Consider the following 13,192-nt stretch of genomic DNA (forward strand, 5'->3'; position numbering starts at 1 on the left):
GAATCCTACTACCTGATCTCAGCGGTAAGCTTTTTCTCGGAAATCACCTTAGTTGCCCTTGTCAACGCTATTCTGGGATGGCTGGGGGGGCTGATTGGCTTACCAGGACTGTCTTTGGAGTTAATTTTTTCCTTTTTACTAGCTCCTGTAGCGTGGCTGATGGGAGTTCCTTGGGCAGATTGCGGTCAAGTTGGTGTGTTGTTAGGCAAAAAAACGATTCTTAATGAGTTTATTGCTTACTTAGACCTTAAAGAGCTAATTGAGGAATCCAAAGCAGGGACAAGTGAGTTTTCCGAACGAGCAATCATCATTGCCACCTATGCCCTCTGCGGTTTTTCCAACATTGGTTCAATTGGCATTCAAATTGGTGGTATTGGTGGTATTGCACCGGAGCGTCAGGCTGATTTAGCTCGCTTGGGTGTCAGGGCATTGTTGGGTGGATCACTTGCCTGTTTTATGACGGCCTGTATTGCTGGAATATTGTTGTAATAAACAAAAACTCATAAGCTTTTAGAATTTATTAGTGTCATTAAACTTGAGAGGATGGTTTTGACTACTTTCTTAGAATGGTTTGAACAACTCAAGAAGATTACGACCAAGGAACAACTTTATACCTTTTTGTTCAAGTTGCCTAAAGGAGGAGACCTTCACAATCATCTCGATGGTTCAACGTCTCCTGAATGGTGGTTTAAAGCCGCTACCGACAAAACAATGAATGGAGGAAAGAAATTTTTCACTCGCACGCAAAACCTGAAGTGTCAGGATAATAATGAGCCATTTTTAGCATACAAAAACCTTCGTGAGTCTTCTTACAACCAACTTTCAGATTGTGTTAAATTAGAATACGAGCCGATAAGCACTTTAAACGAAGAACATAAAAGAAACTGGCTTTCTTCCCTAAAGCTTGATACTTCTGATAAAGGTTGTGATGAATTTTTTGAGTGCATCTTCCCTCGCCTACTTGATTTACGCCAAGACTTAGAACTTTTAACAGAGTCCCTAGTTGAAAACATGAGGCAACTTGGGGATGAAGGGGTTCGCTACCTGGAAACTATCATGAACCCATTTAGATTTCAGGATGTTAATGGTAACTTAATCAATTCAGAAACAGTTGCCTCTCACTTTCGTCAGCGCCTAAGTCAGCCGGATGCTTTAGCCACAGGTGTTACTGTTCGTTTCCAACTCTTTGTAATGCGTTTTGCCCCTGATGCAGAACAGCAAATTGAGGACGCTTATGCATTTGTTGCAGCACACCGAGATTTATGGGTAGGTGTTAATTTAGTTGGTCGTGAAGATAACGAGCAAGGGCAACCCCTACGCTTTCTCAATACCTTTCGGAAACTCCGTCGAACCTACAGTGGAATTCAGCTTTCAATTCATGCTGGTGAAACGGCTAAACCAAATAACTATATCCGAAACACTCTGTTGTTAGGCGCAACACGGATTGGTCATGGTATTAATCTAATTAGTGACCCAGAAACAATGCTGCTAATGAGAAATAGCAAGTATTTGGTTGAGATTAATTTAATTAGCAATCGGCTATTAGGGTATGTGCCAGATTTGAGTCTTCATCCTTTCCCAGAGTATCTACGCATTGGTATCCCCGTTTGCCTAAATACTGATGACAGAGGAATATGGGATTCAAATATGACAGATGAATATTACACAGCGGTTAGACTATTTAATCTTTCCTGGAATGAGATTGTTCAGCTAGGACACAATAGTTTGGAATACTCATTTGTTGAGTCGGAAGTAAAAGCTAAACTCTTGGCAGACTACCAAGTAGATATTGCTAAATTTGAGCAGAAATACTTGGCTGAAGATTGGGTAGAAAAATTGGAGGACGTGAAGCCAGTTTCTTCAGGTTATGCTGAAAAGAATTTTGGCATCAACTTTTAAGAGTACCAAACAAGAGAATGTGTCATGAGGGCGATCGCATTCTATCAACCGCTCAAAAATGCGATCGCTGTTGTGCCAGCGGATTCTCTGGTCGATGATATTTCTCATCGGACTTTTGGTTTGGCAACGACGGAGTTCGGAGTTCTGGAAAATGATCTAAAACACCTGAAACCCTTATAAACATTAGATTTATGCACGTTCAAGCTGAAAGGACTTCTCTATCCGGGTTTGAAGCCGTTTTTATCTAAGTCCCACTAATCAGCGGGGCATTGAACGCATTATCGGGGAGAGGCAGGAGGACGCTTCTCTCTTTGGATTGATTTTGTAAAACAAGAAATGAGGCTAACCTCCAAACAGGAACTCTTAAAACTCAGGAGTTATCGATCTATGTGTATTAGATCTTTATTAAATATCCTCTTAAGCAGTTGAATTGCCCAGATAATTCCTCAGTACTATCCTCATTTCACTGTCACTGGATTTTTCTGAAAACCTGTGTTTAAGTATCTTCCGCCTCTCAACGAGCACAACCTTCCTTATCCCGATACCATTCACCCAATTGTGGTGCATTTCGTGATTGCGATGGTGCTGTTTGCAGTGTTTTGCGATCTCCTTGGGTATTTCACAAAAAATTCCAAATTGTATGAAGTCAGTTGGTGGAACCTCGCGTTTGCAACGGTTTCGATCTTCATTTCAATTATTTTTGGACAGATTGAAGCTGGTCTGGCAGAACCTTACGCTGCATCGGTTTCAACGCTGAATGTCCATACAATTTTGGGCTGGTCGCTTTCGGGAATTCTGGCAATCGTCACTGCATGGCGCTATGTGATTCGGTTGCAGGAAAGACCGCAGTTGCCCATTCCTTACCTCGCAGTGAGTGTGCTGCTAGTTGGGCTAGTTTGTGTTCAAACCTACCTGGGTAGCTTACTCGTGTGGGTCTATGGCTTGCACACGATTCCTGTCGTAGATGCAATCAGAGAGGGCTTGTCATGAATCCAGACCTGCTGAAAGAGTGGGGAAGTTTGGGAATCAATGGGTTGCCCTACCCAATTCCCATCCATCCCAACCTGGTGCATCTAACACTAGGGTTATTTATCATAGCGATCGCATTTGATATTGTAGGGGTGCTGTTTCCCCTGGACAAAGCGGCGTTTAAGTTTCTGGCGATTCCCGTTACTCGCTCATCGCTGTTTGATGTCGGTTGGTATAATCTGCTGGCATCCGCAATCATTACCTTTTTTACGGTCATGGCGGGTTTGTTTGAAGTTTCTTTAGCTGTACCGCTTGCGGATGTCACCAGCGCCTGGGGGCTTCATGCCCTGGAAACGATGATTCTACACGGCGTGGGCGGGGTACTGATTTTGACCTTGATTGTGGGAATGACCGTTTGGCGAGGCTTTCAACGCTATCAGTGGCGCAAAGACATGGCAAGACAGGTGCAGTGGAGTTATCTCGCTGCTGGTTTATTTGTTTTTGCTCTGATGTTTGTGCAGGGAACACTGGGCGCACATCTGGGTGCTGAGTTCGGCATTCACGTTACAGCCGATCAAATGCTGCACTTAGGCGAAAATCCTAATCAACTGTAGGGAAGGGAGAAGGCAAAGGGCAAAGCGCAGAAGTAAGTCTTAGTTTTTCCTCCTTCCTCCTTTTAATTAAAGGCAAAGGGCAAAGGGCAGAAGAACCTTTACCTTTCTCCTCCTCCTGCCTCGTGCCTCCTGCCTTATCCTTGTTCTAAATTTGGTGTGATGCTGTCATGCTCAAACTCCGCGCAATTTTAATAATGACGGTCTATGCCATCCTGGTCACGTTTGCTAGCTTCTGGATGGCGAAGCAATCCTATTCCTGGTTTCCGCCAGAAGCGGCAGCAGAAGCGAAGTTGCAGGATGATTTATTCAGTCTCTTCACTGGGTTAGGCACATTCATTTACTTGGGTGTGATCGGCCCTTTCCTCTACTCGTTGGTCTTTCATCGAGCAAGTAAGTATGACATGAGCGATGGGCCTCCGATTGAAGGCAACCTCTGGCTGGAGATTGTCTGGACGGCAGTGCCATTGGTTTTGGTGTTAACGCTTTCCTTTGTTAGCTATCGTACTTACGAAAAAATGGCGGTACGAGGGCCGATGGAACTGGTGCATTTGCACATGCCTGATATGATGGAGTCTGCTTACGCTGAACCCTTTGATAGTACGCCTCAGCAGGACATTCAGAATGCAGTGGAAACTGCGCCCATTGAGCAAATTGACGTGACCGCTAAGCAATGGGCATGGATTTTCCATTATCCAAAACAGGATATCACCAGCACTGAGTTACATTTACCTGTCGATCTCCGGGTGCGTTTCACGTTGCGATCGGAGGATGTGTTGCATGGGTTTTACATTCCAGCATTTCGCCTCAAGCAAGATATCGTTCCCAATCGCGAAATCGATTTTGAACTGACTCCCGTTAAAACTGGAACCTATCGCCTGCGCGATTCCATGTTTAGTGGCACTTACTTTGCGGCAAATCAAACGGATGTGGTGGTGCAATCACCGAGCGATTATCAACAGTGGTTAGCAGATGCGGCTGCTCAAACACCCAGTCCTGCTTTTAATCAGGCTGCCTACGAGTACAGCCAGAGTTCTGAGCCAGGAGCAGGTAACACCAAGGATAAGGTTGCTGTTCGCGGTTGGGAAACAATTCCACCTGCGCCACCACCTGTAGTGAACTATGCCCCTAAGCATGAACCAGATAGTCCAGCCATCTAATACGGCTTGCTCCCATTTAGCGTTAGCGTAGCGTCCCGTAGGGAATCGAAGGATTAGCGAAGGATTAGTATTTTATGACGAACATCTCGATTGATGCTCCAGAAGTCGTTCGCGGACAGCCGTACCCCGGTGCGCCCGACAACTGGAAGCGATTCTTCACCTTCAGCACCGATCACAAAGTCATCGGCATTCAATACATCGTCACCTCTTTCGTTTTTTTTCTGATTGGAGGCTTGTTGTCGATGGTGATGCGGGGTGAACTGATTACCCCCGATGCCGATCTGGTCGATCGCACCGTTTATAATGCGCTGTTCACGATGCATGGCTCGATCATGCTGTTTATGTGGACATTCCCCGTTTTAGTGGGACTGGGAAATTATCTAGTGCCGCTGATGATCGGGGCACGCGATATGGCATTTCCTCGCCTCAATGCAGTGTCCTTCTGGATGGTTCCGGTGGTGGGCATTTTGATGCTAGTCAGTTTCCTGGTACCGGGAGGGGCATCGCAATCTGGATGGTGGGCATACCCGCCTGTGAGTTTGCAAAACCCAACCGGTAATTTGATTAACGGTCAGGTGTTGTGGATTTTGGCAGTGGCAATTTCCGGCGTGTCTTCCATCATGGGGGCGGTGAACTTTGTCACCACCATCTTCCGGATGCGGGCACCGGGAATGACTTGGTTTAAAACACCTGCCTTTGTTTGGGCAGTGCTAGGGGCGCAGTTAATTCAACTATATGGGCTACCTGCACTAACTGGGGGCGCGGTGATGCTGTTGCTCGATATCACGATTGGTACGAGCTTTTTTGCACCAGAGCGGGGCGGCAACCCCATCTTATATCAGCACTTTTTCTGGTTTTATTCCCATCCGGCAGTCTATGTGATGATTCTGCCAGCGTTTGGGATGTTTTCCGAAATTTTGCCCGTTCATGCCCGTAAACCCCTATTTGGCTATCCGGTGATTGCGGCATCATCTATTTTGATTACGGTTGTCAGTGGTGTGGTGTGGGTGCATCACATGTTTGCCAGTGCCACTCCTGGTTGGATGCGGATGTTCTTCATGGTGACATCTATGCTGGTTGCCATTCCTTCCGGTATTAAAGTATTTGGCTGGGTTGCAACGATTTGGGGTGGCAAGATTCGCTTCACCACGCCAATGCTATTTGCGCTGGGCGGCATTAGTAACTGGCTATTTGCTGGAATTACCGGAATTTTTCTGGCTTCTGTGCCGATTGATATTCACGTCAACAACACCTACTTTGTGGTCGGACATTTCCACTACGTGCTGTATGGTGCGATTGTGATGGGCATCTATGCTGGAATCTATCACTGGTTCCCCAAAATGACCGGACGCATGTATTATGAAGGGCTGGGCAAACTGCACTTTGCCTTGACTTACCTGGGAACGGCGTTAACCTTCCTGCCCATGCACCCCGCAGGATTGATGGGAATGCCCCGTCGTGTTGCATCCTATGACCTGGAATTTGCCTACTGGAATGTCATCGCAAGTATTGGCGGGTTTCTGTTGGGGTTGTCTACGCTACCCTTTATTCTCAACATGGTGAGTTCCTGGATTCGGGGTGACAAAGTGGGCAACAATCCTTGGCGGGCATACGGCTTAGAGTGGCTCACCTCTTCACCGCCTACAGTAGAAAACTTTGAAGAAACGCCGATTGTGGTTTCGCGTCCCTACGGCTACGGTAGCAACGAACCATTGGTCGGGAACGTTCCCAACCCAGGTTTGACTGAATTTCCTGAATCTTTCACGCAGCAGCAACCATCATGACAGCAGAAAAGGCGATTGCACAAGACGTTGAAGCTAACGTTCGACAGCACCAGGAGCATGACGAAGCTGGAAACAGCAAATTCGGCTTTATCGTGTTTCTGCTGTCGGAAAGTGTCATCTTCCTGAGCTTCTTTGCAGGTTACATTGTCTACAAAACAACCGCTACCGATTGGTATCCACCAGGCGTTACAGGCTTGGAAACCAGAGAGCCACTGATTAATACGATTGTGCTGGTATCCAGTAGTTTTGTGATCTACGTGGCTGAGCGTTATTTACACGATAAAAAATTGTGGGGCTTTCGCCTATTTCTATTAGCCACGATGGCGATGGGTAGCTATTTCCTATTTGGGCAAGCTGTGGAATGGCGCGGTTTACCCTTTACCTACCAGTCAGGTTTGTTCGGCGGCACGTTTTATTTACTCACCGGATTTCATGGCTTACATGTTCTCACCGGAATTCTGCTGCAAACCTTGATGTTGGGACGATCGTTTATTCCCGGTAACTACGACAACGGTTTCTTTGGTGTTGAAGCAACGTCTTTATTCTGGCACTTTGTCGATGTCATTTGGCTCGTGTTGTACACCCTAATCTATGTCTGGCAGTGAATGAAAGCAGGAGGCAGGAGGGGAGTATGTCAGGTTTGCACACAGCGTTCAAGTAGTTCAAGTAGGTTGGGTAGAGCGATCGCGAAACCCAACTCTATGGTTAGCCGATTGGGTTACTCTTCGAGAAGGCTTACCCCTACGTACCTCAACCCAACCTACAAAAGTGACACTGCCTTCCCTTCACCCTTCCCCCATAACAGGAGATTTATATGATCATTGACGACCAATACTATGACGTAATTATTGTTGGCACGGGTGCAGGCGGTGGGACGCTGGCGCGAAAGCTGGCACCAACTGGTAAAAAGATATTGCTGCTCGATCGCGGAGAACTAATTTACCGAGAAAGTTCCGAGTTAGTCGATACAGAAGTTTTTAAGAAAGAGCAATTTCATGCGCCTGAAACCTGGTATGACAATACAGGAGAGCCGTTTAATCCGCAAACGTATTATGCGGTTGGCGGCAATACAAAAATCTGGAGTGGCGTTTTGCAGCGAATGCGCGAACGTGACTTTGAGCAAGTGCAGCATCAGAGTGGGGTTTCTCCCGCATGGCCACTAAAATATCAGGACTTTGAGCCTTACTACACAGAAGCCGAGAAGCTGTATCAAGTACACGGTAAAGCCGAAGATGACCCCACCGAACCACCCCATAGCGAAGCCTATCCCTTTCCGGAAGTTGCCCATGAGCCGATGCTGCAAGGCATTGGTGACACGCTTTCTAAGCAGGGGTTGCATCCCGTTCATTTGCCGCTAGGGTTGGGCGAACACGGTAGAACCGATGCTGAAGACACCGGAGTGACGCCAATCCTCAACAGCGAAAACGTGACGCTCAAAACTTCTGCTCAGGTCGTATGTCTGCATACCAACCCATCCGGCTCAGAGATCAAAGCAGTTGAGGCAAAAATTGGGGAACAGTCATATTTGTTTTTAGGCGATATTGTGGTGCTTGCCTGTGGGGCTGTGAATTCGGCGGCATTGCTGCTGCGATCTGCTAACGAAAAATACCCCAATGGGATTGCAAATGGCTCTAATCAGGTGGGGCGAAATTTGATGAAACAACTGCTGTCGGTTGTGGTGCAGTTAACCTCTAGTGCTAATTCTGCGTCATTTTCCCGCACACTGGGGCTAAATGATTTTTATTGGGGAGATAAGGATTTTCCGTATCCGATGGGTCATGTGCAAAACTCTGGTGGTATTTTTCAAGATGTCATTTTTGCAGAAGCACCACCGATTTTTTCGGCATTGTCTAGGCTTATGCCAAATTTTGGCTTGCGGCAGTTAGCAACCCATTCAATCGGTTGGTGGCTGAAAACAGAAGACTTGCCCCATCCCGACAATCGCGTTCGCTATGTGGGAGACAAACTGCGAATTGATTACACGGCGAATAATGTAGAATCACACGATCGCTTGGTCTATCGTTGGGTTGATGTATTAAAAAGCGTTGAGCAGTCTCAGCCCAATGTATTTAATCGCACAACTCATCCTCGCAGTGATATGCCTACGTCAGTTGTGGCTCATCAGTGCGGCACCTGTCGGTTTGGAGAAGACTCAGCGACTTCTGTGTTGGATCTCAACTGTCGTGCCAATGAAGTGCATAATCTCTATGTGGTAGACAGCAGTTTTTTCCCCTCTCATGCTAGTGTAAGTCCCGGTTTAACGGTTATTGCCAATGCTTTGCGAGTGGGCGATCGCTTAATCGAGCAGTTGCAGTAAGGCTTCTGGGGAGAGAGTTTTAGCCATCTAGGGTAATCAGAGATGGGGTAGATGGCTGAATAGGTTCTATAGAATAGTAATTAGCCGCAAGTCTACTGTTTGCCATGACGCTGAAAGAATTAAAGCCTCTCCTCTGGCGATGTTCACAACCAGGATTCCAAGTCGAATGGCTGAACGGCTTGTATGCGCTGAAAGTCTTGATCTGTTGTAACTAAGGTGAGTTGATGCTGAAGTGCAACGGCGGCAATCCAAAGATCATTTTCACCGATACCCAATTGAGTGATGTTGGTTCTGCGGCGTTGTGCTTTGTCTTTTGGGGCGTAGCGATCAAAGACTGCGGCTTTGAGGTTGCCGTAAATGTCGGCGGTGGTTCCGTCGATTGGGTAGATGTATAGCCCAACCAGGAAGCGTTGAATCAGGGCAAGATTCGCCTGTCGCTGTTGCGATCGCGCCGCCATGTCAATCAGTTCACCCTTAACAATCGTGCAGGTCGCGATTAACTCATCTCCAAGGTTTGCAAGGTGCTCAAGTACTTGAATGTTGCCTAGTATGGCATAGCTACAGTGGTTGGTGTCGAGGAGAAACATTACTCGAAGGGATTGGGGCTGTAGTCAAATTGTGCTTCTCCTCGTGAGTTTTGGACGGCTTCTAGACATTCTTGGAAGTCGTCGCCTGACCAAGTACCGATTGTCTTGAGGTGGGCAAGGAAGGATTTAGCAGATGTGGTAGAAGGCTTGGTGGAGACAGATTGCACGAAGGTGAGGACTTGGGCAAGGCGATCGCTCGGCAAAGCTTCAATTGCTTGGAGGAGTTGTTCTTTGAGGGTCATAGGGTGTACATTGCCTTTTGCTGATGGGCGATCGCTTTTTTATTTTAGTGCTGCGATCGCACTCGTATAAGCATCTCTCATTCATGTAATTATAAGAGTGCGATCACATTTTCTTTATTGTGGGGCGATCGCTATCTGTCCAATCATTGTATTGGAATAAGCTGTCATATCATGTCCAGTTGAATACCATAGTTGAGACAGACGCGGAGACGGGGAGACACGGGGAAATTCTTATTATGGGTAATTAGCCGGGCTTGATATCACGCCTTTAAATTGGGTCTTATCCCTCTTCTGTCACTCTCCGAGAATTAGAATGAAGAAATAAATACTGTAAATCTCTACGAAGTAGACAGAGCAATGGATGTAGAGTTACAAATCCTGAAACATTTACCAAGAGATGCACAGCGAACGGTATCATTCATCGATAAATATTGTTTAGGATACAAAGACTTATTTCCCGAAGTAAGAAGTTATGAATGTTTTAAATATTTACATTTAGGAATAATCTCAGGAATTAAGAGGAAATCTCTACCCGAAATCGCAAAAGTAGTTGGGTTAAAATCAGCCCAAGCGCTGCACCACTTTGTTGCGAAATCCCCTTGGCCCGTAGCCCAATTAAGAGAGCGAAGATTATCGAAAACCGTTAGCGGCGTTAAAGGTGAATGCCATCACAGTGTCTGGCTGCCTCCTCATCAAAAGGTTAGAGCGAATAAATGGCATCAATTTCAGAGAATATTCACTAATCAAACCTCTCAAACAAGATATATTAGAGAAATCATTTTTGGCAAGAGAAGTTATCGAAGTTATTGGGAAATCACCCTAGACCCAGAAACTCTGCCTGCAAATTCTACGGTTTTCGTGATGACAAATCTTCAGGGGAACATCTTGAAGAGTTTGGGAAATCGTTATGGGTTGAGAACCTGGCTTGAATATGCCTTTCGGCAAGACAAGCAGGAATTGGGTTGGACGGATTATCGCTTTACTAATTTCCAGGAGATTGAAAAGTGGTGGGAAATCATTTTTTGCAGGGCAAACGCATCTAAATTTATTTGACAAAAAGATGAAATTTTGCGTTGCTGGAAAAGCAGGAAAATTGCTTGACAACAGCAAACGGAAACCTAGAAAATCCTTGTTTTGAGCTGAGTTAAGCTAATCAATCAAGTACGATTGATGGCTCAAATAGGACTTTTCAGTTTTCTGGATGGGTTGTACAAGCGGGTTCCTAAATGCTGGTGATTACTTTGACCAAGTAGTTATTGTCTAACCCGGCTCGATACCGCTTTTGGCGAAGGCTTCCTTTGACACTTTTGTCTCGATTTAACAAGTTCAATGCTAGATGTCTAAGCAGAGCAAAGTTTTCTGGCGCGTGGTTTTTACGAATACGACTGGCATCAATAGTAATGATGCATCCCCTAATCGAAAGCATCTCCAGCAATTTTGGGATGGCAGTAATCTCATTGGACTTAGCCTCTACCTTCACTTGCCCTAACACGATGCGATGTTGACTCGCCCAGGCGCTGACAACCTGAATCGCCTGTTGTCCCTGATTGCGGTCAAAGGACTGGCGCAATTGCTTACCATCAATGGGTATCACCTGTGCTCCTAGCGCCTGAGTAATCGATGCAATCCAATTGAGAAAACATTGTTCAAATGCTTGTGGGTCTAGACGCGAGAAGACTCTGGCAATCGTGTCATGGGAGGGTATGCCATTGGGCAGTCCCAAAAACTGACTCAACCACTCCACTTTGCCTTGACCATATGTTTCGATCGCTGTCCAACCATCGGCTCCTGCCAGTACTGCCAAGATAGCTAGCGCCACTATGTCTATCAGTTGGTGCTGCTTGGTGCGCTCGATTCTTGGGTCTTCTAGCTCATCAAAGTGCTTAAGGATGGTAGATTCCAGGTTTAGGGTCATGCTTGAATGCTGCACGCTCGACAATTGACCAAGCCAAACGGCAAATTCGCATCTTACCTCATTTCCCAGCCCATTTTAGATGCGTTTGCCCTGTCATTTTTTGCGTTTATTTGATGATTAGTTTAAATTCCCCAGCTTTTTTGTCTTTAAATCAATCTTGTTCAACTGAAGCTGAGATTCCTCCTCCGACTGTTGATTTCTCTCGCCATCAACAATGGAATCCTCAAACGGGCTGGAAAAATGTTTTGAATAATCTGCGTTTAATTATCCAACCGACTCTTGCCTTGTCGCTCATTTTTCCTTGGCTAGATGTTTTCCCTAATCCTTATTTATTGCTCGGTTTTCACGAGTTAATTCATGCCATGAATCAATTTCAACCTTTTTTTTCTGATGGATAATTTCGCTTTCTTGTTACTTCCTATTTCGGAGAGTGACAGAAGAGGAATAGCCGTGCAGGAGTTAGCCAAGGGGTGGAAAGATGACCCCGATACCTTGCCCTTGCTCAAACAATGCGCTACTTCTGACGATAATTCGGATGTGCGAAGTGCAGCCGTGCAGGAGTTAGCCAAGGGGTGGAAAGATGAGCATGGAATGTTTGAATTGTTGTATGCTCGCGCCATCAATGACCCCTTTGAGCGCAAGGAAAACTGGGAAGGCAACCCTCGGCAAACCGCACTTGAGGCAATCATCAAGCAGCGTCCTGACTCTCCCCAAACTTTATCACTGTTACGCGACAGAGCAGAAAATGACCCAGATGAGAAGGTGAGGGAGTTTGCTCAGAAGAAATTGGCAAAATTAGAGGAATAGCATCATTCATCTGCACGGGCATTTGTGGTAAACCTTATGACACTCATTAAAGAAGAAATCATTTATCCCTCAAGTGATGGTCAACCGATGGCAGACAGCACAATTCAGTACCAGTGGATTACAAAAATCCAAGGCGGTTGTGATGCTCTGTTTAAAGATGACCCGAATGTATTTGTTGCAGGTGACTTACTGTGGTATCCCGTTGAAGGTAAAAACACGATTTGCCAAGCACCTGATGTGATGGTAGTCTTTGGCAGACCGAAAGGCGACAGGCGTTCATACCTCCAGTGGCAAGAGAATAATATCCCTCCACAAGTCGTCTTTGAAATACGCTCCTACAGCGACAGCGATACAAAGATGAATAAAAAACTAGCCTTTTATAATCGCTACGGAATAGAAGAATATTACCTCTATGACCCAGACGATAAAGAATTGAATGCTTGGCAAAGAATTGAAGGACTATTAGAGGTAATTGAACCTGTGTCAAGCTGGGTAAGTCCTCGCTTAGGAGTACGATTTGAATTAACAGAAGAAGGGTTAGAGTTATATCGCCCCGATGGACAAAGGTTTCTCTCTTATTTGGAATTGGAAGAACAGAGGGAATTTGAGGCTCAACGTGCCGAGCGATTAGCCGCAAAATTGCGCGAATTGAACATCGATCCAGATAGTATCTAAGTCAGGACTTACGCTTTCTTTACCTTTGAACCACCATCTGTAGGGGCGCACGGTTGTCATTGGTGTCAACTTAAGGAAATACTGCCCCAAATAAGTTGGGTGTGAGCGTCGATGTCTCGATGACGTTTGCGCCTAGCTTTCACCACACCCAACAGCTTGGCTTTACTTTTTCAGGACTTACGCAACTGGCACAACGCGAAGGGTGAAGTAGTACAAATGCACTCTT

Annotated in this window: 14 protein-coding genes and 2 pseudogenes; 13 read left to right on the forward strand and 3 right to left on the reverse strand. The window is 45.9% G+C overall.

All coding sequences use genetic code 11. From position 1 onward, the window contains the following. The 9 genes from AC5JL3_RS23075 to AC5JL3_RS23115 all read left to right on the forward strand — a co-directional run. Nucleotides 1–489, forward strand: a 489-nt coding sequence (locus tag AC5JL3_RS23075) for a nucleoside transporter C-terminal domain-containing protein (protein WP_496076709.1), incomplete at its 5' end; no start/stop codon positions are given. A 60-nt stretch (nucleotides 490–549) separates the two neighbouring features. After that, nucleotides 550–1,899 (forward strand): adenosine deaminase family protein, encoded by a 1,350-nt coding sequence (locus AC5JL3_RS23080; protein WP_496076710.1) that lies wholly within the window; start codon nucleotides 550–552, stop codon nucleotides 1,897–1,899. A 24-nt stretch (nucleotides 1,900–1,923) separates the two neighbouring features. Next, nucleotides 1,924–2,079: a hypothetical protein gene (locus AC5JL3_RS23085; protein WP_496076711.1), complete on the forward strand. Its 156-nt coding sequence runs from the start codon at nucleotides 1,924–1,926 to the stop codon at nucleotides 2,077–2,079. Nucleotides 2,080–2,391: 312 nt separating this feature from the next. Then, on the forward strand, nucleotides 2,392–2,889 hold the full coding sequence (locus AC5JL3_RS23090) for a DUF2231 domain-containing protein (protein WP_192221816.1): 498 nt from the start codon (nucleotides 2,392–2,394) through the stop codon (nucleotides 2,887–2,889). Beyond that, nucleotides 2,886–3,482, forward strand: coding sequence for a DUF2231 domain-containing protein (locus AC5JL3_RS23095; protein ID WP_192221815.1), 597 nt, complete (start codon nucleotides 2,886–2,888; stop codon nucleotides 3,480–3,482). The genes AC5JL3_RS23090 and AC5JL3_RS23095 overlap by 4 nt, the downstream gene beginning before the upstream one ends. 167 nt (nucleotides 3,483–3,649) lie before the next feature. Then, on the forward strand, nucleotides 3,650–4,639 hold the full coding sequence (locus tag AC5JL3_RS23100) for a cytochrome c oxidase subunit II (RefSeq protein ID WP_496076712.1): 990 nt from the start codon (nucleotides 3,650–3,652) through the stop codon (nucleotides 4,637–4,639). A 74-nt stretch (nucleotides 4,640–4,713) separates the two neighbouring features. Continuing rightward, a complete protein-coding gene (locus AC5JL3_RS23105) occupies nucleotides 4,714–6,423 on the forward strand; it encodes a cytochrome c oxidase subunit I (RefSeq protein ID WP_496076713.1) in 1,710 nt (569 codons plus the stop codon). Next, nucleotides 6,420–7,028 carry a cytochrome c oxidase subunit 3 gene (locus tag AC5JL3_RS23110; protein WP_496076714.1) on the forward strand — a complete coding sequence of 203 codons (609 nt, stop codon included), beginning with the start codon at nucleotides 6,420–6,422 and terminating at the stop codon, nucleotides 7,026–7,028. Before AC5JL3_RS23105 ends, AC5JL3_RS23110 begins: the two co-directional genes overlap by 4 nt. A gap of 209 nt (nucleotides 7,029–7,237) precedes the next feature. Continuing rightward, on the forward strand, nucleotides 7,238–8,740 hold the full coding sequence (locus tag AC5JL3_RS23115; RefSeq protein ID WP_496076715.1) for a GMC oxidoreductase: 1,503 nt from the start codon (nucleotides 7,238–7,240) through the stop codon (nucleotides 8,738–8,740). Between the two features lie 143 nt (nucleotides 8,741–8,883). Here AC5JL3_RS23115 and AC5JL3_RS23120 read toward each other — a convergent pair whose 3' ends face one another. Both AC5JL3_RS23120 and AC5JL3_RS23125 read right to left on the reverse strand, forming a co-directional pair. Continuing rightward, nucleotides 8,884–9,327, reverse strand: a complete 444-nt coding sequence (locus AC5JL3_RS23120) for a type II toxin-antitoxin system VapC family toxin (protein WP_496076716.1) — start codon at nucleotides 9,325–9,327, stop codon at nucleotides 8,884–8,886. Continuing rightward, entirely contained in the window at nucleotides 9,327–9,569 is a 243-nt protein-coding gene (locus tag AC5JL3_RS23125; RefSeq protein WP_496076717.1) for a hypothetical protein, read from the reverse strand. The genes AC5JL3_RS23120 and AC5JL3_RS23125 overlap by 1 nt, the downstream gene beginning before the upstream one ends. A gap of 357 nt (nucleotides 9,570–9,926) precedes the next feature. Here AC5JL3_RS23125 and AC5JL3_RS23130 point away from each other — a divergent pair. Continuing rightward, nucleotides 9,927–10,595 (forward strand): annotated as a pseudogene (locus AC5JL3_RS23130) (transposase family protein); the annotation flags it as partial. A 196-nt stretch (nucleotides 10,596–10,791) separates the two neighbouring features. On the opposite strand, the gene AC5JL3_RS23135 reads toward AC5JL3_RS23130, so the two are convergent. Then, the gene (locus AC5JL3_RS23135; protein ID WP_496076718.1) at nucleotides 10,792–11,484 is read right to left on the reverse strand and encodes an ISAs1 family transposase; all 693 of its coding nucleotides are present in this window, start codon (nucleotides 11,482–11,484) and stop codon (nucleotides 10,792–10,794) included. A gap of 92 nt (nucleotides 11,485–11,576) precedes the next feature. On the opposite strand from AC5JL3_RS23135, the pseudogene AC5JL3_RS23140 reads away from it, so the two are divergent. The 3 genes and pseudogenes from AC5JL3_RS23140 to AC5JL3_RS23150 all read left to right on the forward strand — a co-directional run. Beyond that, nucleotides 11,577–11,882 (forward strand): annotated as a pseudogene (locus tag AC5JL3_RS23140) (IS701 family transposase); the annotation flags it as partial. After that, nucleotides 11,875–12,291 (forward strand): HEAT repeat domain-containing protein, encoded by a 417-nt coding sequence (locus AC5JL3_RS23145; protein WP_496076719.1) that lies wholly within the window; start codon nucleotides 11,875–11,877, stop codon nucleotides 12,289–12,291. The pseudogene AC5JL3_RS23140 and the gene AC5JL3_RS23145, both read left to right, overlap by 8 nt. 36 nt (nucleotides 12,292–12,327) lie before the next feature. Next, nucleotides 12,328–12,966, forward strand: a complete 639-nt coding sequence (locus tag AC5JL3_RS23150; protein ID WP_496076720.1) for a Uma2 family endonuclease — start codon at nucleotides 12,328–12,330, stop codon at nucleotides 12,964–12,966. Nucleotides 12,967–13,192: the final 226 nt, after the last annotated feature.

The sequence above is a fragment of the Symplocastrum torsivum genome, from assembly GCF_059505465.1.

Bases quoted from the DNA above. Each gene is read 5' to 3' on its own strand.
- AC5JL3_RS23085 (WP_496076711.1), top strand. From the start codon at position 1,924: ATGAGGGCGATCGCATTCTATCAACCGCTCAAAAATGCGATCGCTGTT.
- AC5JL3_RS23095 (WP_192221815.1), top strand. From the start codon at position 2,886: ATGAATCCAGACCTGCTGAAAGAGTGGGGAAGTTTGGGAATCAATGGG.
- AC5JL3_RS23100 (WP_496076712.1), top strand. From the start codon at position 3,650: ATGCTCAAACTCCGCGCAATTTTAATAATGACGGTCTATGCCATCCTG.
- AC5JL3_RS23105 (WP_496076713.1), top strand. From the start codon at position 4,714: ATGACGAACATCTCGATTGATGCTCCAGAAGTCGTTCGCGGACAGCCG.
- AC5JL3_RS23110 (WP_496076714.1), top strand. From the start codon at position 6,420: ATGACAGCAGAAAAGGCGATTGCACAAGACGTTGAAGCTAACGTTCGA.
- AC5JL3_RS23115 (WP_496076715.1), top strand. From the start codon at position 7,238: ATGATCATTGACGACCAATACTATGACGTAATTATTGTTGGCACGGGT.
- AC5JL3_RS23120 (WP_496076716.1), bottom strand. From the start codon at position 9,327: ATGTTTCTCCTCGACACCAACCACTGTAGCTATGCCATACTAGGCAAC.
- AC5JL3_RS23125 (WP_496076717.1), bottom strand. From the start codon at position 9,569: ATGACCCTCAAAGAACAACTCCTCCAAGCAATTGAAGCTTTGCCGAGC.
- AC5JL3_RS23135 (WP_496076718.1), bottom strand. From the start codon at position 11,484: ATGACCCTAAACCTGGAATCTACCATCCTTAAGCACTTTGATGAGCTA.
- AC5JL3_RS23145 (WP_496076719.1), top strand. From the start codon at position 11,875: ATGGATAATTTCGCTTTCTTGTTACTTCCTATTTCGGAGAGTGACAGA.
- AC5JL3_RS23150 (WP_496076720.1), top strand. From the start codon at position 12,328: ATGACACTCATTAAAGAAGAAATCATTTATCCCTCAAGTGATGGTCAA.